At 74.3% G+C, this 16,098-nt stretch carries 13 protein-coding genes; 5 read left to right on the top strand and 8 right to left on the bottom strand.

The annotated features are described in order from the left end of the window. From hutH to SCA03_RS33085, 5 genes are all read right to left on the bottom strand, one after another. Positions 1-1,547: histidine ammonia-lyase (gene hutH / locus SCA03_RS33105; protein WP_141275835.1), on the bottom strand; the 1,547-nt coding region annotated here is incomplete at its 3' end. A gap of 94 nt (positions 1,548-1,641) precedes the next feature. Continuing rightward, entirely contained in the window at positions 1,642-2,958 is a 1,317-nt protein-coding gene (locus SCA03_RS33100; protein ID WP_174864521.1) for a GGDEF domain-containing protein, read from the bottom strand. A gap of 681 nt (positions 2,959-3,639) precedes the next feature. Beyond that, on the bottom strand, positions 3,640-4,491 hold the full coding sequence (locus SCA03_RS33095) for an enoyl-CoA hydratase/isomerase family protein (protein ID WP_030896265.1): 852 nt from the start codon (positions 4,489-4,491) through the stop codon (positions 3,640-3,642). A gap of 85 nt (positions 4,492-4,576) precedes the next feature. Next, positions 4,577-5,788: an adenylate/guanylate cyclase domain-containing protein gene (locus SCA03_RS33090; RefSeq protein ID WP_086816661.1), complete on the bottom strand. Its 1,212-nt coding sequence runs from the start codon at positions 5,786-5,788 to the stop codon at positions 4,577-4,579. Between the two features lie 400 nt (positions 5,789-6,188). Then, complete coding sequence (locus SCA03_RS33085) at positions 6,189-7,037, bottom strand: biotin--[acetyl-CoA-carboxylase] ligase (protein ID WP_086816650.1); 849 nt, start codon at positions 7,035-7,037, stop codon at positions 6,189-6,191. A gap of 183 nt (positions 7,038-7,220) precedes the next feature. Between SCA03_RS33085 and SCA03_RS33080 the strand changes: the two genes are divergently transcribed. The 4 genes from SCA03_RS33080 to SCA03_RS33070 all read left to right on the top strand — a co-directional run bounded on the left by SCA03_RS33080 (position 7,221) and on the right by SCA03_RS33070 (position 10,421). Beyond that, on the top strand, positions 7,221-8,810 hold the full coding sequence (locus SCA03_RS33080; RefSeq protein WP_030896268.1) for an acyl-CoA carboxylase subunit beta: 1,590 nt from the start codon (positions 7,221-7,223) through the stop codon (positions 8,808-8,810). A 163-nt stretch (positions 8,811-8,973) separates the two neighbouring features. Beyond that, positions 8,974-9,174: an acyl-CoA carboxylase epsilon subunit gene (locus tag SCA03_RS33075; protein WP_030896269.1), complete on the top strand. Its 201-nt coding sequence runs from the start codon at positions 8,974-8,976 to the stop codon at positions 9,172-9,174. 292 nt (positions 9,175-9,466) lie between these two features. Continuing rightward, complete coding sequence (gene mmpB / locus SCA03_RS35390) at positions 9,467-9,604, top strand: morphogenic membrane protein MmpB (protein ID WP_169729661.1); 138 nt, start codon at positions 9,467-9,469, stop codon at positions 9,602-9,604. A 214-nt stretch (positions 9,605-9,818) separates the two neighbouring features. Next, positions 9,819-10,421: a Maf family protein gene (locus tag SCA03_RS33070; protein WP_030888679.1), complete on the top strand. Its 603-nt coding sequence runs from the start codon at positions 9,819-9,821 to the stop codon at positions 10,419-10,421. A 70-nt stretch (positions 10,422-10,491) separates the two neighbouring features. Here SCA03_RS33070 and SCA03_RS33065 read toward each other — a convergent pair whose 3' ends face one another. Then, a complete protein-coding gene (locus tag SCA03_RS33065) occupies positions 10,492-10,959 on the bottom strand; it encodes a hypothetical protein (RefSeq protein ID WP_230989074.1) in 468 nt (155 codons plus the stop codon). Positions 10,960-11,385: 426 nt separating this feature from the next. Here SCA03_RS33065 and SCA03_RS33060 point away from each other — a divergent pair, with 426 nt between their 5' ends. Next, complete coding sequence (locus SCA03_RS33060) at positions 11,386-13,170, top strand: acetyl/propionyl/methylcrotonyl-CoA carboxylase subunit alpha (RefSeq protein WP_086816657.1); 1,785 nt, start codon at positions 11,386-11,388, stop codon at positions 13,168-13,170. Between the two features lie 96 nt (positions 13,171-13,266). On the opposite strand, the gene SCA03_RS33055 is transcribed toward SCA03_RS33060, so the two are convergent. Together SCA03_RS33055 and SCA03_RS33050 are read right to left on the bottom strand one after the other, a co-directional pair. Continuing rightward, the gene (locus SCA03_RS33055) at positions 13,267-14,271 is read right to left on the bottom strand and encodes a DeoR/GlpR family DNA-binding transcription regulator (protein ID WP_030888689.1); all 1,005 of its coding nucleotides are present in this window, start codon (positions 14,269-14,271) and stop codon (positions 13,267-13,269) included. A gap of 243 nt (positions 14,272-14,514) precedes the next feature. After that, positions 14,515-15,969 (bottom strand): NAD(P)H-quinone dehydrogenase, encoded by a 1,455-nt coding sequence (locus tag SCA03_RS33050; RefSeq protein WP_086816659.1) that lies wholly within the window; start codon positions 15,967-15,969, stop codon positions 14,515-14,517. Positions 15,970-16,098: the final 129 nt, after the last annotated feature.

Here is a 16,098-nt window from a genome sequence, read left to right as displayed (position 1 = left end):
AGCGGCCCGGTGACCGTCTCCGCGGCCCGGACCAGCGCACCCGAGCGCACGAACTCCTCGGCCGCCGCCAGGTCCGGGGCGAGGAACCGGTCCTCGCCCGGGCCCTGCGCCCCCGCCTCCCGCAGCGCGTCCACGACGGCACGGGTCGCGGGCGCGGGCGCCGGGCCCGGGGTGGCGGTGCGCAGTTCGACGGCGCGTGTGGCCGCGTACAGCTCGACGGCGAGGACGCGGGTGAGGTTGTCGACGGCGGTGCGCAGCTTGCGCGCCGCCGACCAGCCCATCGAGACGTGGTCCTCCTGCATGGCCGAGGACGGGATGGAGTCGGCCGAGGCCGGAACCGCCAGCCGCTTCAGCTCGCTCACCAGCGCGGCCTGGGTGTACTGGGCGATCATCAGGCCCGAGTCGACGCCCGCGTCGTGCGCGAGGAACGGCGGCAGGCCGTGCGAGCGGTTCTTGTCCAGCAGCCGGTCGGTGCGCCGCTCGGCGATGGAGGCGAGGTCCGCGACGGAGATCGCCAGGAAGTCCAGCACGTAGGCGACGGGCGCCCCGTGGAAGTTGCCGTTGGACTCCACCCGGCCGTCCGGCAGGACGACGGGATTGTCGACGGCCGCCGCCAGCTCGCGCCCGGCCACGGTCAGCGCGTGCGCGAGGGTGTCCCGGCCGGCGCCGGCGACCTGCGGGGCACACCGCACCGAGTAGGCGTCCTGGACGCGCGGTGCGTCGTCCTGGTGGTGGCCGGTGAGCCCGGAGTCCGCCAGCACCTTGAGCATGTTGGCGGCGCTGGCGGCCTGCCCCGGATGCGGCCGCACGGCGTGCAGTTCGGGTGCGAGCACCTTGTCGGTGCCCAGCAGCGCCTCCAGGGTGAGGGCCGCGGTGATGTCGGCGCTGGTGTGCAGCCGGGCGAGGTCGCGGCAGGCCATCAGCAGCATGCCGAGCATGCCGTCGGTGCCGTTGAGGAGCGCGAGCCCCTCCTTCTCGCGCAGCTCGACGGGCTCGATGCCGTGCGCGGCGAGGAGTTCGGCGGCGGGGCGCACCGTGCCGTCGGGGCCCTCGGCCTCCCCCTCGCCGAGCAGGGTGAGCGCGCAGTGCGAGAGCGGCGCGAGGTCGCCGGAGCAGCCGAGCGAGCCGTACTCGTGGACGACCGGGGTGATCCCGGCGTTGAGCAGGTCGGCCATGCGCTGGGCGACCTCGGGGCGTACGCCGGTGTGGCCGGAGGCGAGCGTCTTCAGCCGCAGGAAGACCAGCGCGCGCACGACCTCCCGTTCGACGCGGGGGCCCATGCCGGCCGCGTGCGAGCGGACGATGTTGCGCTGGAGCTGGGTGCGCAGGTCCGGGCCGATGTGCCGGACCGCGAGGGCGCCGAAGCCGGTGGAGACGCCGTAGACCGGGTCGGGCTTGGCGGCCAGGTCCTCGATGAAGCCGCGTGCCCGGCCCAGCGCCTCCAGGGCCTCCTGGCCCAGCTCGACGCGGGCGCCGTCGCGGGCGACGGCGATGACCTCCTCGGGGGTGACGCCCGAGGCACCCACCACGACAGTGTGCATATTCATATTCACGAACCCTAGTAAGTGAATTTCATGCTGTCACGGCGCGGTCGGCGTCCCCTCCCGGCCGACGCCCTCCGGCCTCCGCCTCGCCCCGCCGTCACCTGCGCCCTCGCCCCTGGGCTCCGCGCAGCCGGCGCCGCTCGCCGCTGCCCCGGGCGGGACGCGGCCGGGCGGCGGGGTCGGTGGCGAGCCGGACGACGGGATCGTCGGGGCCGCCCTCCCGCCCGGCGGCCACCGGGCCGGCGGCACGCAGTGCCTTGGCGCGGTACTGGGCCGCGTCCGCCAGCCGGAACAGCCGCCGGGCCGAGCGGACCTCGCCGACCGGATCGCCGGTGGAGGCGACCCCGCAGGCGACGCCCTCGCCCAGCTCCAGCGCGTCCGCGCGCCGGCACAGCTCGTCGGCCGCCGCCAGCACCTCGTCGGCGGACGGGCCGACGGCCAGCAGACAGAACTCGTCGCCGCCCAGCCGTCCGGCGAGCGCCCCGGGCAGCCGTGCGCCGCACCGGGAGAGGATCCCGGCGAACCGCTCCAGGAGCCGGTCCCCGGCCTCGTGCCCCCAGGCGTCGTTGACCCGTTTGAGCCCGTTGATGTCGCACACGGCGAGGCTGACGACGGTGCCGAGGTCGCGGTGCAGCTCCAGCGCCTCGTCCAGCCGGGCGTCCACGGCACGGCGGTTGGCCAGCCCGGTCAGCGGGTCGGTGAAGGCCAGCCGCCGGACCTCCTCCAGGTGCTCGTTCTGCGCGATGCCGGAGGCGACGAGCGCGGCCAGCACCGTCGCGAAGTCCGCGTCGCGCGGCGTGAACACCGGCTGGTCCGGGCGCCGCGCGAGGTACAGCTCGCCCCAGGCGCGCCCGTGCAGCACGATCGGCGCCACCACGCACGAGCCCCGGCCGCGCCGCCGCAGCGCGGCCACCCGCTGGTGGCAGTAGGCCGGCGGGGGCCCGTCGCCGGCGGTGCCGGGGCCGTCCCGCGTCTCGATCCAGGCGTGCGGGGGCCCGCCGCCCGCCCACTCCTCGTGCAGGAACTCGGTGATCTCGGGGAACTCGTGCACCGGGTACGACTCGTCGGCCGGGTACTCCTCCTCGCCCGGCGCCCGCTCACCGACGTTCACCAGCACCCGCAGCCGCCCCCGGTCCCGCTCCCAGCAGGAGACGGCGGCGAACGAGGCGTCCATCGCCTCGCGGGCGCGCTCGGCGGCGGCGTGCGCGACGTCCCGGTGCGGAACCGGCCCGTGCGGGGCGGGGCCCGGGGGCGGGCCGTGCGCGGTGCCGGTCCCGGTGGCGGGTCCGCCGGTCTGCGCGGCGGCCATCGCCTGCGTCAGCCGCACCACGGCACGCAGCCGCCGGTCCGCGCCCGGGCATCCGTCGCCCGGCCCGGCCTCCGCGCCGCCGCCCGGACCGGTTCCTATGCCCATGCGGCCGGCTCCCGGCGCCCGGCCGTTCCGCCCGGCTTCGCTGTCTGGCCCATACCGCCAAGATTAGGAGCCTTCGCCCCGCTCTGCCCCACAGACCCCGGCCCCCGGCATCACCCTCAGCGACCCCACGCAGGCGACACCGCCACACCGCCCCCACGCCACTCCCACTCCGCTGCACCACGACGGCCCCGCCCCACGTCAGGGGACCACCCACGCGCCCCCGACCGACCGCTCACAGGACGACGGGGGGCCGAGAGCAGGACGCCCCCCCGAGACCACGCACGCCCCCACCCCCGCGCGCTCCCTGGCTCTCTCACCCCATGGGCGGCGGGGACGACGCGAGACAGCCCGACCCGGGGCCCACAGCCCCCCCCCGGCCCCCTCAACCCACGGGGCGCGGGGACGACACAAAAGAGCCCGGCCCGGCAGAACACAGGCCCCCGGCCCCTCCCTTGCTCTCGGCCCCCTCCGCCCCCGGGGGGTGACGACGGGGAAGGATGAGGCGACGTCGGCCCCCTCCGCCCCAGGGGTGGTGGGGGGCGACGGGAGGGGAGGATGAGGCGACGCGAGAGAGCGCGCCCGCAGGGCGCGGGTCCCCGGCCCCCTCCTCGCCCGCTCTTGGCCCCCCCTCACACCCCGCCCGTACCCCCTCCGTCCCCCGCCCTCTCACGCCCCCTCAACTCATGGGGTGGTGGGTGGGGCGACGGGCGGGAGGGAGGGCCACACCGGCTTCCGCTTCTCGTTGAAGGCGGCGACGCCCTCCGCGCGGTCGGCGGAGAAGGCCACGGTCCGCCAGGCGGCCTCCTCGATCTCCATCCCGGAGCGCAGGTCCGTGCCCCAGCCGGTGCGCAGCGCCCGCTTGGCGGCGCGCAGGCCGACCGGGGAGTTCGCGGCGATCCGGGCGGCGAGTGCGAGCGCCTCGGTGCGGGCCTCGCCCTCGGCCGTCAGCTGGTCGACGAGCCCGATGTCGCGGGCCTCGGCCGCCTCCACCCGGCGCGCCGAGAAGATCAGTTCGGCCGCGCGGGCCGCCCCCACCCGCCGGGGCAGCAGCTGGGTTCCGCCGCCGCCCGGTACGACGCCGACGGACACCTCGGGCAGCCCGAGCACGGCCGTCGGGTCGGCGACGATCAGGTCGCAGGAGAGCGCGAGTTCCAAGCCGCCGCCCAGCGCGTAGCCGTGCACGGCGGCGATGGCCGGCATCGGCAGTTCCAGGACCCCGGCGTAGGCGGCGCGGGTGCGCGGGCGCTGTTCGGCGAGGGCGGCGTCGCTGAGGGAGTTGCGCTCCTTGAGGTCGGCGCCGACGCAGAAGGCGCGTTCGTGTGTGGAGGTGAGCACCGTCGCCCGGACGTCCTCGTCGGCGGCGAGCGCGGCGCACGCCTCGACGAGGGCGTCGGCGAACGCGGTGGAGACCGCGTTCATCGCCCGTGGCCGGTCCAGCACCAGCTCCGCCACGTGTGTGTCGCCGTCCTTGCGGACCCGCACCACACCGCCGGAGCCTCCGGATTCCCCGAACACCTGCTCACTGTGATCCATACGGCTCACGATAGGCGCGGGCCGCGATCAAGGGCAGGGGCCGGAGCGTGCCGCCGTCGGCCGCACCCGGAGGCGCCGGCACCGGTCAGGCGGGCGGCTGCTCCGCGCGGCGGCGCAGCAGCCAGGGCTCCACGACGCCGAGCCCGCGCACCGGACGCCGGTACAGCGGCTGGACCGCGAAGCGGTAGCCGCTCAGGTCCTCGCTCTCCTTCTCGGATTCGGGGGCGTCGCCGGAGGCCGTCAGCTCGGCGCGGAGCGCGCCGTCGACGAGGACCTCGTTCTTGGGCGCTATCGAGGTCAGCCGGCTGGCGAGGTTGACGGTGTTGCCGAACACGTCGCCCATGCGCGTCGTCATGGTGCCGAACGCGATGCCGACGCGGAGTTCGGGCATCGTCTCGTCGTTCGCCATCGTCTCGATGAGCCGCAGTCCGATCTCCGCGGCCGTGCCGGCGTCCTCGGCGACGTAGAGGATCTCGTCGCCCAGCGCCTTGATGAGCCGCCCGCCGTGCGCGGCGACCAGGTCGGCGGCGGTCGTCTCGAACGCCTCCACCAGTTCGCCGAGTTCCTCGTCCTCCAGGCGGCGGGAGAGCCGGGTGAAGCCGACCAGGTCGGCGAAGCCGATGGCCTGCCGGCGGGCGACCATCTCGTCGTCGTCCTGCGCCTGGACGACGCGGCCGGTGGCGGCGGCCAGTTGGCGGCGCCAGACGTAGACGAGGAACTCCTCCAGCTCGGGCAGGAGCAACTGCACCAGCGGGAAGGTCACTTCGTTGCGGGTCATGCCCGGCTCGGGGGGCTCGGTCAGCCCCATCAGGAAGGAGTCGATCTGCCAGTCCGCGAGCCGCGCGGTGGTCTGGCCCGTGGAGCGTGCCACCTGCACGGCCATCGGCTCGCTCAGCAGGCCCGCCTCCACCAGGCCGGACAGGCGGCGCAGCGCGAGCACGTCCGCCTCGGTCAGCGCCCGGGCCTGGCCGACGTCGGCGAAGCCCATCGCGCGCCAGAAGCGGGAGGCCAGCTCCATGGAGACCCCGGCGGCGCGGGCCGCCTGGAAGGGCGTGTACTGCCGCTCGGAGCCGAGGATCAGCTCCTCGATACGCAGGGCGCTGGGGTCGGGCTCGTCCTCGCCGCCGTCCGCGGTGTCCTCGCCGCCGCCCCCGTCCCCGCCGGCGCCCCCGTCCGCGGGTGCCGGGGAGCCGCCGGACGCCGCGGGGCCGTCGGGGCCTCCGGTGCCGCCGGAGCCGGGCCGGTCCTCGTCGGAGCCGGGCCGGTCCTCGTCGGGTCCGGGAGGGGCCTCGGACACGGGGGTTCCGGTTCCGCTCGGCGGCTCCTCGGGGGTTCCGCCGTCCGCCGGGCGGGACGCCGGACCGGACCGCCGGGTGCCGCCGCGCGCGGGCCCGGAGGTACCGGCCTCACCGGCGCCGCCGCCACTGCCGCCGCTGCCGTCACTGCTGTCGCCGCCGTCACCGCCGGAGCCGCTGCCGCCGGCTCCGGGTGCCGGGTCGGCGGGGGAAGTGCCCGGATCGTCCACGGTCACCTCCGGTTCCCCGCACCCCGCGCGGCGTGGTGTCGCGGCCTGGAGTCTTCCCTGCGCACAGCCCTTCCGTTCCTCTTGCTGGGTCCTGTACGAGGCGGAGGCACGGCGCCGGCGTGGCACCGGATGTCACCGCCGTTCGCCCACCATACGGCAGTTGTGCGCTACCTCACTCTCCGGCCGCGGGACGCAGATGCACGACGTCACCGGCCGCGACCGGCTGCTGTACGCCGTGTTCCGACGCGATCACGATGCGCCCGTCGCCGTCCACCGCGACGGCCTCGCCCACCAGGTCCTTGCCGCCGGGCAGCTCCACCCGGACGGTCCTGCCCAGCGTCACGCAGCCGGCCGCGTACGCCGGGAGCAGCCCGGCGGCCGAGGCGTCGCCGTCTGCGGCCGTCCAGCGGCCGTACCAGTCCTCGACGGCACGCAGCACCGCACGCAGCAGCGGATCGCGGTCGGTGCCGCGGGCACCCGCCAGGGCCAGCGAACCGGCCGTGGGCACCGGCAGCTCCTCGGCACGCAGCGTGACGTTCAGCCCGATCCCCAGCACGAGGAGGTCGGTGCCGACCCGTTCGGCGAGGATGCCGCCCGCCTTGCGTTCCGCGCCGTCCACGGTGACCAGCAGATCGTTGGGCCACTTCAGGCCCGTGTCCACGCCCGCGGTACGCGCCAGCGCGGCGGCCGCCGCCACCCCGGCCAGCAGCGGCACCCAGCCCCAGCGCTCGGCCGGCGGCGCGGGGCGCAGCAGCACCGAGAAGAACAGCCCGGAGCGGGGCGGCGCGCTCCAGGCGCGGTCCAGCCGTCCCCGGGCCGCCGTCTGCCCCTCGGCGATCAGCACGGCCCCCGGCCCCGCCTCTCCGGCGGCGGCCCGGCGGGCCAGCTCCGTGTTGGTGGAGCCCAGCTCGTCGTGGACCTCCAGGCTGCGCCAGAGCGAGTCCTCGCCCAGCAGCGCACGGCGCAGGGCCCTCTCGTCGAGCGGGGGACGGTCCAGGTCGGACCAGCGGTTCGGGGGCATGCGCCCAGGCTATCCCGCTCCTTTCCCCGGCCCGGGGGCCGAGGAGCGCGGCCGGGGGCCCGATGACCATGGAGCGTGCGGGAGCGGGTACCAAGTGTGGTCAACGACGCACTTCTCAACGGCGGCTGCGCCGATAACCTACGAACCGGTAGCCACCCGCTGACGGTTAGGAGCCGCATCCCGATGCCCGAGCCGAGCCCAGACATCCACACCACCGCGGGCAAGCTCGCGGATTTCGAGCGCCGTACGACCGAGGCGGTGCACGCGGGCTCCGAGCGTGCCGTCGAGAAACAGCACGCGAAGGGCAAGCTGACGGCCCGCGAGCGGGTGGAGCTGCTGCTGGACGAGGGGTCGTTCACGGAACTCGACGAGTTCGCACGGCACCGCTCGACCAACTTCGGCCTGGAGAAGAACCGCCCGTACGGCGACGGCGTCGTGACCGGCTACGGCACCGTCGACGGCCGTCCGGTGTGTGTGTTCTCGCAGGACTTCACGATCTTCGGCGGGGCGCTCGGCGAGGTCTACGGCGAAAAGATCGTCAAGGTCATGGACTTCGCCCTGAAGACCGGCTGCCCGGTCATCGGCATCAACGACGGCGGCGGCGCCCGCATCCAGGAGGGCGTCGCGGCGCTCGGCCTGTTCGCGGAGATCTTCCGCCGCAACACCCACGCCTCCGGCGTCATCCCGCAGATCTCGCTGATCCTCGGGCCGTGCGCGGGCGGCGCCGTCTACTCCCCGGCCATCACGGACTTCACGGTGATGGTCGACCAGACCTCGCACATGTTCATCACGGGCCCGGACGTCATCAAGACCGTCACCGGGGAGGACGTCGGCTTCGAGGAGCTGGGCGGCGCCCGGACGCACAACGCGACCTCCGGTGTGGCGCACCACATGGCGGGCGACGAGAAGGACGCCATCGAGTACGTCAAGGCGCTGCTGTCGTACCTGCCGTCGAACAACCTGTCCGAGCCGCCCGTCTTCCCCGAGGACGCGGATCTGGAGACCTCCGACGAGGACCGGGAGCTGGACACGCTCATCCCGGACTCGGACAACCAGCCCTACGACATGCACACCGTCATCGAACACGTGCTGGACGACGGGGAGTTCCTGGAGACGCAGGCGCTGTTCGCGCCCAACATGGTGACCGGCTTCGGGCGGATCGAGGGCCGCTCGGTCGGCATCGTGGCCAACCAGCCGCTCCAGTTCGCCGGGTGTCTGAACATCGACGCGAGCGAGAAGGCCGCCCGCTTCGTCCGCACCTGCGACGCGTTCAACGTCCCGGTGATCACCTTCGTCGACGTCCCCGGCTTCCTGCCCGGCACCGACCAGGAGTACGACGGGATCATCCGGCGCGGCGCCAAGCTGATCTACGCCTACGCGGAGGCCACCGTTCCGCTGGTCACCGTCATCACCCGCAAGGCGTTCGGCGGTGCCTACGACGTGATGGGCTCCAAGCACCTGGGCGCCGACCTCAACTTCGCCTGGCCCACCGCCCAGATCGCCGTCATGGGCGCCCAGGGCGCCGTCAACATCCTGCACCGCAGGACGATCGCCGCCGCCGAGGGCCCCGAGGAGACCGAGGAGCTGCGCGCCCGCCTCACCCAGGAGTACGAGGACGCCCTGCTCAACCCGTACGTGGCCGCCGAACGCGGCTATGTCGACGCGGTGATCCGCCCCTCCGAGACCCGCCGCCACATCACCCGCGGGCTGCGTGCCCTCCAGACGAAGCGGGGGCAGCTGCCGCCGAAGAAGCACGGGAACATCCCGCTGTGAGGGGCGTGCGCCCGCCGCGGGGTGCGGCGGGCGCCGCCAACGGCCCCGCGCAGTGCGCGACTTCGAACCGACGGGAGCGAGTGGAGCCATGACCGAGACATCGTCCGGGCCCGGCGCGGCGGCGCCGTACACCGGCGGGGAGCCGGCGCCGGAGCCCGGCAGCATCCGCGTCGTACGGGGCGATCCCACGCCCGAGGAGCTGGCCGCCGCGCTGGCCGTCGTCCGGGCGCGGGCCGCCGCCGTGGCCGAGGAGGCGCCGGAGCGGCAGGCGCCGGCGGCCTGGTCGGACCCGGCCAGGACCGTGCCGCGCGGCCTGCCGGCCCCGGGCCCCGGCGCCTGGCGCGCCACGTTCTGGCCCCGCTGAGTCCCGGCCCAACAGCGTTCCGGCCCCGCTGCGTTCCGGCCCCGGAGCGTTCCGGACCGACAGCGTCCGTGTACCGCGGCTTCGGCCCGGCCGGGCCCCGGTCCCGCCCGGCGGGGTGCACGCCGTGCCACCGGGTCCCGGTGCAGGAGGGCCGGCGGCACGGCGTGCCCGTGTGGAGGGCCGGGGCGGACGGGGCTGCGGGAGCGTGCCGGGCGGAGGTGGCACGTGGTGTCCCGGGTCTGAGTACCCGTACTCAGGCGCCGGCGCGGGTGCGCGCCGCACCATCGAGCGCATGCTGTGGTCCGATCCACCCGACGAGCCGCCCCAGGAGCTGCGCTCCGCACAGGCGCAGCTGCGGCGGCTGCGCTGGGTGCTCCTCGTGGTGACGGGCCTCGTGGCCCTGCTGCTGCTCTCGGCGACCCACCCCTGAGAACCGGACCCGCGAGTCCCGGCCCCGGAGCCGCGGAAGCCCCGAAGTACCCGGCCGGGCAAGGGCGTTGAGCCCTCCCCGCAAAGCCCTGGAGACCGGCGGCGCGAGGTGTGCGGGACCGGCGGCGCGGGGCCCCGGGACCGCGGCCGGGCTCCGGGCTCCGGCCGGGACGGAGCGGACGGTGCCGTCGGTCCGGCTGTCTACGCTGGACGGCATGGAATCCGTACGTCTTGTGCTCGCCTCCGCCTCCCCCGCCCGCCTCGGACTGCTGCGCCAGGCCGGTATGTCGCCCGAGGTCGTCGTCAGCGGCGTCGACGAGGACGCGCTGAGCGCGCCGACGCCCGCCGAACTGGCCCTGGTGCTGGCCGAGGCGAAGGCCACGGCCGTCGCCGGGCGCCCCGAGGCCGCGGAGGCGCTGGTCGTCGGCTGCGACTCGGTGCTGGAACTGGACGGCAGGGCGCTGGGCAAACCGGCGGACGCCGAGGACGCCACCGCGCGCTGGAAGGCCATGCGGGGCCGCACCGGGGTGCTGCACACCGGGCATTGCGTGGTCGACACCCGGCCCGGCGGGGCACGCGCCGGCCGGACGGCGTCGACGGCGGTGCACTTCGGCGAGCCGTCCGACGCCGAGATCGCCGCCTACGTGGCCAGCGGTGAACCCCTGCACGTGGCGGGCGCGTTCACCCTGGACGGCCGGTCGGCACCGTTCGTCCGCGGTATCGAGGGCGACCACGGCAACGTCATCGGCCTGTCGCTGCCCACGCTGCGCGATCTGCTCGGCGAGCTGGGCGTGGACATCACCCGGCTGTGGAACTGAGGAACGTCGACGGGCGGCCGCAGGGGGGTGGGTCGGCACCCGGCGGCCGCCGCGGCGGTCGCGGTGCGCGTCAGTCGGCGGCGGCGCCGGCCGGCTGCTCCTCGGCCTCCGGCCCGGCCGCGGCCCCGGCGGGCGGCTCCTCGCCGGTGGGGTACCAGGTCAGCGTCCACACGAGCAGCCCGAGCACCACCATCATCACCACGAAGGCGCTCCAGCCGACCAGGCCGACGGAGAAGGCACCGAGCAGTCCGTGCACCACGGCACAGCTGATCAGGACGATGCGCCACAGGCCGCGGGGCGGGCGGTCGCGCAGTGCCGTCCGGGCCAGCAGCAGCGCACAGCCGAACAGATAGACGCCGACCACGGCGGCGCCGATCCACGCGGAGACGGTCATCGCACGGGGATCGATGCCCGCGAGGGACATGTCCTGCTCGTCGACGACCTTCCCGAGAAAGAGATTGAGCAGCACCAGCACCGCGGCCTCCGCCGCCAGCACGAGTGCCGCCGCCGCTGCCACGGCCCGACGTCTGCGTCCCACCCCGCCCCCTCCTTTGGTCCGGCACACGGTCCGTACGCCGGCTTCCGCCGCGCCCGCGGCCCGAACCGGCCCGGAACACACCGCTGTTACTCGCAGTACGCGCACGGCACCCGGCACGCTACTCACGGGTACAGGCGGGGACAAGAGGCAGTACGGAAGCAAAAATTCGACCACTGTTTCGTAGGGTTTCCACAAGGTTGCAGACCCCGGACCCCTTCGACCGGGCAGAGAGACGGACCACACCGCAAGGCGCCATCCCTTCCGGCTCCCCCGTGCAAAACCCGGCGTACGGTGGGACGACGAGGGGAGGCGGGCTCCACGCCGACGACGCATGACACTCCGTGTGTGCAAGCTCACCCTCCTGGGCGGCTCGGCCAGAGGTGTCGCCAGTACCTAAACTCGGCTTGTTTCACGGAGGGAGTCAACGTGCGCAAGGTGCTCATCGCCAACCGCGGCGAGATCGCAGTCCGCGTCGCCCGCGCGTGCAGGGACGCGGGAATCGCGAGCGTCGCCGTCTATGCCGAGCCGGACCGGGACGCGCTGCATGTCCGCGCGGCCGACGAGGCGTTCGCGCTGGGCGGTGACACCCCGGCGGCAAGCTACCTGGATGTCGCCAAGGTGCTGAAGGCCGCCGCCGATTCGGGCGCCGACGCCATCCATCCCGGCTACGGGTTCCTCTCCGAGAACGCGGAGTTCGCCCAGGCCGTCCTCGACGCCGGTCTCACCTGGATCGGCCCGCCCCCGCAGGCCATCCGCGATCTCGGTGACAAGGTCGCCGCCCGGCACATCGCACAGCGCGCCGGCGCCCCGCTGGTGGCCGGCACCAAGGACCCGGTCTCCGGCGCGGACGAGGTCGTCGCCTTCGCCGAGGAGCACGGCCTGCCCATCGCCATCAAGGCCGCGTTCGGCGGCGGCGGGCGCGGCCTCAAGGTCGCCCGCACGCTGGAGGAAGTGCCCGAGCTGTACGACTCGGCGGTACGCGAGGCGGTCGCCGCCTTCGGCCGCGGCGAGTGCTTCGTCGAGCGCTACCTGGACCGCCCCCGGCACGTCGAGACGCAGTGCCTCGCCGACAAGCACGGCAACGTGGTCGTCGTCTCCACCCGCGACTGCTCGCTCCAGCGCCGCCACCAGAAGCTCGTCGAGGAGGCCCCCGCGCCGTTCCTGAACGACGAGCAGAACGCCGAGCTGTACCGCGCGTCCAAGGCGATCCTCCGCGAGGCCGGCTACGAGGGCGCGGGCACCTGCGAGTTCCTCGTCGGCCAGGACGGCACGATCTCCTTCCTGGAGGTCAACACCCGCCTCCAGGTGGAACACCCCGTCACCGAGGAGGTCTCGGGCATCGACCTGGTGCGCGAGATGTTCCGCATCGCCGACGGCGAGGAACTCGGGTACGACGACCCGCCGCTGCTCGGTCACTCCTTCGAGTTCCGCATCAACGGCGAGGACCCGGGCCGCAACTTCCTGCCCGCGCCCGGCACCGTCACCACCTTCGCGCCGCCCACCGGGCCCGGTGTCCGGCTGGACGCCGGCGTGGAGTCCGGCTCGGTCATCGGCCCCGCCTGGGACTCGCTGCTGGCCAAGCTGATCGTCACCGGCTCGACCCGCCGCCAGGCCCTGGAGCGGTCCGCCCGCGCCCTGGACGAGTTCGAGGTGACCGGCATGGCCACCGCGATCCCCTTCCACCGCACCGTCGTCCGCGACGCCGCCTTCGCGCCGGAGGTCAACGGCAACGAAGGGCAGCCGTTCGACGTGCACACCCGGTGGATCGAGACCGAGTTCGTCAACGACATCAAGCCCTTCTCCGCCGCGGGCGCCGCCACCGACGAGGAGCAGGACGAGGCCACCCGCGAGACGGTCGTCGTCGAGGTCGGCGGCAAGCGGCTGGAGGTCTCGCTGCCGTCCTCGCTGGGGATGCCGCTGGCCCGGGCCGCCGTGGAGGGCGGGGCACGCAAGCCGCGCCGCAAGGCCGCCAAGAAGTCCGGCTCGGCCGCCTCGGGCGACGCGCTCGCCTCGCCGATGCAGGGCACCGTCGTGAAGGTCGCCGTCGAGGAGGGCCAGCGCGTCGAGGAGGGCGAACTCGTCATCGTGCTCGAAGCGATGAAGATGGAGCAGCCGCTGAACGCGCACCGTTCCGGCACCGTCAAGGACCTCAAGGCGGAGATCGGCGCCTCGGTCTCCTCCGGCGCCGTCATCTGCGAGATCAAGGACTGATCCGGCCCGTCGAGTTCTTCCGCGCACAGGCACAGGCCCCCGGGACCGCAGCGGTTCCGGGGGCCTGTGCCGTGGGGGCGGGTGCCGGGCGCGGGCTCAGCGCCGTCTCGGGGCCAGGTCCGCCACACGGGAGGCCGCGCCGGGGGTGCGGAGCTGGGCCGGTGGCGGAGCGCCGGGGGCGGTGCCGGGTGCACTGCCGGGGCGCTCCGTGCGCCGGGGGCCCGGCATGGCCACGTCCCGCCGGGGACGCTCCGGGCCCGGACGGCCCGCCTCCTGGTGGACACCGGCGCCCGGCTCCGGGCCCGCGGCGCCCGCGCCCTGCTCGCCACCGGGCACGCCGGGCGGCTCGGCGCCCGGCCGTCCGGCGACGGCGATCTGCACCCCGCGGTCGGCCAGCGCCTGCAACTCCCGCTCCGCACGCTCGTCCTGGCCCGGTGGTTCGTCGGTCACCAGCCGGGTGATCGACCCGGCCGGGACGGTCTGGAACATGGTGTCCGTTCCGAGCTTGCCGTGATCGGCGAGTACCACCACCTCCGAGGCCGCCTGCACCAGCGCCCGATCGACGCTGGCGGACAGCATGTTGGACGTCGACAGGCCGCGCTCGGCGGTCAGACCGCTGCCCGACAGGAAGGCCCGCGAGACGCGCAGGCCCTGGAGCGACTGTTCCGCACCGCTGCCCACGAGGGCGTAGTTGGAGCCGCGCAGGGTTCCTCCGGTCATCACCACCTCGACGCGGTTGGCGTGCGCCAACGCCTGGGCCACCAGCAGGGAGTTGGTGACGACGGTGAGGCCGGGCACCCGCGCCAGCCGCCGCGCCAGCTCCTGCGTCGTCGTCCCGGCGCCGACGACGACCGCCTCGCCCTCGGAGACGAGGCCCGCGGCGAGATCGGCGATGGCCGTCTTCTCCGCTGTGGCCAGATGGGATTTCTGGGGGAACCCGGATTCCCTGGTGAAGCCTCCCGGGAGGACGGCACCGCCGTGCCGGCGGTCGAGCAGCCCTTCTGCCTCCAGTGCCCGTACGTCTCGGCGGACGGTCACTTCGGAGGTCTGGACGACGCGGGCGAGTTCCCGGAGCGATACCGCTCCGTTGGCTCGCACCATTTCAAGGATCAATTGACGACGTTCCGCAGCGAACACAAAACTGACAGTAACGCCAACGACCGTCTGGTTTCAGCAGTTTGCGCCGATTAACAGAAGTTGTTCGTACGGAGGACCGGAACGTGGTATAAGGCGCGATCGTCCTCATCGGGACGACGGCTGTGCCGGACGAGGACGGTGGGGCCACCGTGCCCCCGCCCGCCGCCGTCCGCTCCCGTCAGCGCCCCCGGCCGGACCCGGCCGACCTCAACTCAGGCCGGACTCGGCGGACTTGCGCGTGTGCAGCTGACGGGCCACCTCGGCGATCGACCCGGTGAGCGAGGGATACACGGTGAAGGTGTTGGCGATCTGCTCGACGGTCAGATTGTTGTCCACCGCGATCGAGATCGGATGGATCAGCTCACTCGCCCGCGGCGCGACGACCACCCCGCCCACCACGATGCCCGTGCCCGGCCGGCAGAACAGCTTGACGAAACCGTCCCTGATGCCCTGCATCTTGGCCCGCGGATTGCGCAGCAGCGGCAGCTTGACGACCCGCGCGTCGATCACGCCCTTGTCGACGTCCGCCTGGCTGTAGCCCACCGTGGCGATCTCCGGGTCGGTGAACACGTTCGCGGAGACCGCCCGCAGATCCAGCGGGGTGACCGCGTCGCCCAGGAAGTGGTACATCGCGATCCGGCCCTGCATCGCCGCGACCGACGCCAGCGCGAACACGCCCGTGCAGTCGCCCGCCGCGTACACCCCCGGCGCCGACGTCCGCGACACCCGGTCCGTCTTGATGTGGCCCGACTCCTTCAGCCGGACCCCGGCCTCCGCCAGGCCCATGTCCGCCGTGTTGGGCACCGCGCCCACCGCCACCAGACAGTGCGTACCGGTGATCGTCCGGCCGTCCTGCAACGTGACCTCGACCCTGTCCCCGACCCGCTTCGCCGACTGCGCCCGCGAACGGCTCATCACGTTCATACCGCGCCGCCGGAAGACGTCCTCCAGCACCGCCGCCGCGTCCGGGTCCTCCCCCGGCAGCACCCGGTCCCGCGAGGAGACCAGCGTGACCTGCGAGCCCAACGCCTGGTAGGCGCCCGCGAATTCGGCACCCGTGACACCGGAGCCGACCACGATCAGCTCCTCCGGCTGCTCCTCCAGGTCGTACAGCTGCGTCCAGTTGAGGATGCACTCGCCGTCCGGCAGCGCGTCCGGGATCTCGCGCGGATGACCGCCCGTCGCGATCAGCACGGCGTCCGCCGTCAGCCGCTCCTGGCCGCCGTCGGCCGCCGTGACCGTCACGACACGGGAACCGTCGGTCGCCTGCCCCGGCTCCAGCCGCCCACGGCCGCGCAGCACCCGGCCGCCCGCCCGCGTGACGGACGACGTGATGTCCTGCGACTGCGCCTGCGCCAGGCGCTTCACCCGGCGGTTGACCTTGCCGAGGTCGACGCCGACCACCCGGGCCGGGTCGTCCGGGTCGTGCGTGGTGTCCTCGACCCGGATGCCCAGCTCCTCGTACGAGGAGTCGAAGTTCGTCATCACCTCGGCGGTGGCGATGAGCGTCTTGGAGGGGACGCAGTCCGTGAGGACCGATGCGCCACCGAGGCCGTCGCAGTCGACGACCGTCACCTCCGCGCCGAGCTGGGCGGCCACCAGCGCCGCTTCGTATCCGCCTGGGCCACCGCCGATGATCACGATCCGAGTCACATACCCCATTGTCCCGCACGCCCCCCGAACCGCCTCGCGGGGGTTCTCCCCGCTCACCTCTCCCCCGCCCCTGCACCCCCGGAGACGCCCCAAGTGGCGCGATATGCGAAAGGGGGCACCACGGAGCGGGGGTCTCCT

Origin of the sequence: Streptomyces cacaoi (assembly GCF_006539165.1) — a bacterium.
In the GTDB taxonomy this organism is placed as follows: Bacteria; Actinomycetota; Actinomycetes; order Streptomycetales; family Streptomycetaceae; genus Streptomyces; species Streptomyces cacaoi.
The sequence above is the reverse complement of the archived record's forward strand: the minus strand, read 5'-3'. Positions and strand labels throughout refer to the sequence as shown.

Coding starts and splice junctions, on each gene's coding strand:
- SCA03_RS33080 (WP_030896268.1), top strand. CDS start 7,221: ATGCCCGAGCCGAGCCCAGACATCCACACCACCGCGGGCAAGCTCGCG.
- SCA03_RS33050 (WP_086816659.1), bottom strand. CDS start 15,969: ATGGGGTATGTGACTCGGATCGTGATCATCGGCGGTGGCCCAGGCGGA.
- SCA03_RS33100 (WP_174864521.1), bottom strand. CDS start 2,958: ATGGGCATAGGAACCGGTCCGGGCGGCGGCGCGGAGGCCGGGCCGGGC.
- SCA03_RS33095 (WP_030896265.1), bottom strand. CDS start 4,491: ATGGATCACAGTGAGCAGGTGTTCGGGGAATCCGGAGGCTCCGGCGGT.
- SCA03_RS33085 (WP_086816650.1), bottom strand. CDS start 7,037: ATGCCCCCGAACCGCTGGTCCGACCTGGACCGTCCCCCGCTCGACGAG.
- SCA03_RS33055 (WP_030888689.1), bottom strand. CDS start 14,271: ATGGTGCGAGCCAACGGAGCGGTATCGCTCCGGGAACTCGCCCGCGTC.
- mmpB (WP_169729661.1), top strand. CDS start 9,467: ATGCTGTGGTCCGATCCACCCGACGAGCCGCCCCAGGAGCTGCGCTCC.
- SCA03_RS33070 (WP_030888679.1), top strand. CDS start 9,819: ATGGAATCCGTACGTCTTGTGCTCGCCTCCGCCTCCCCCGCCCGCCTC.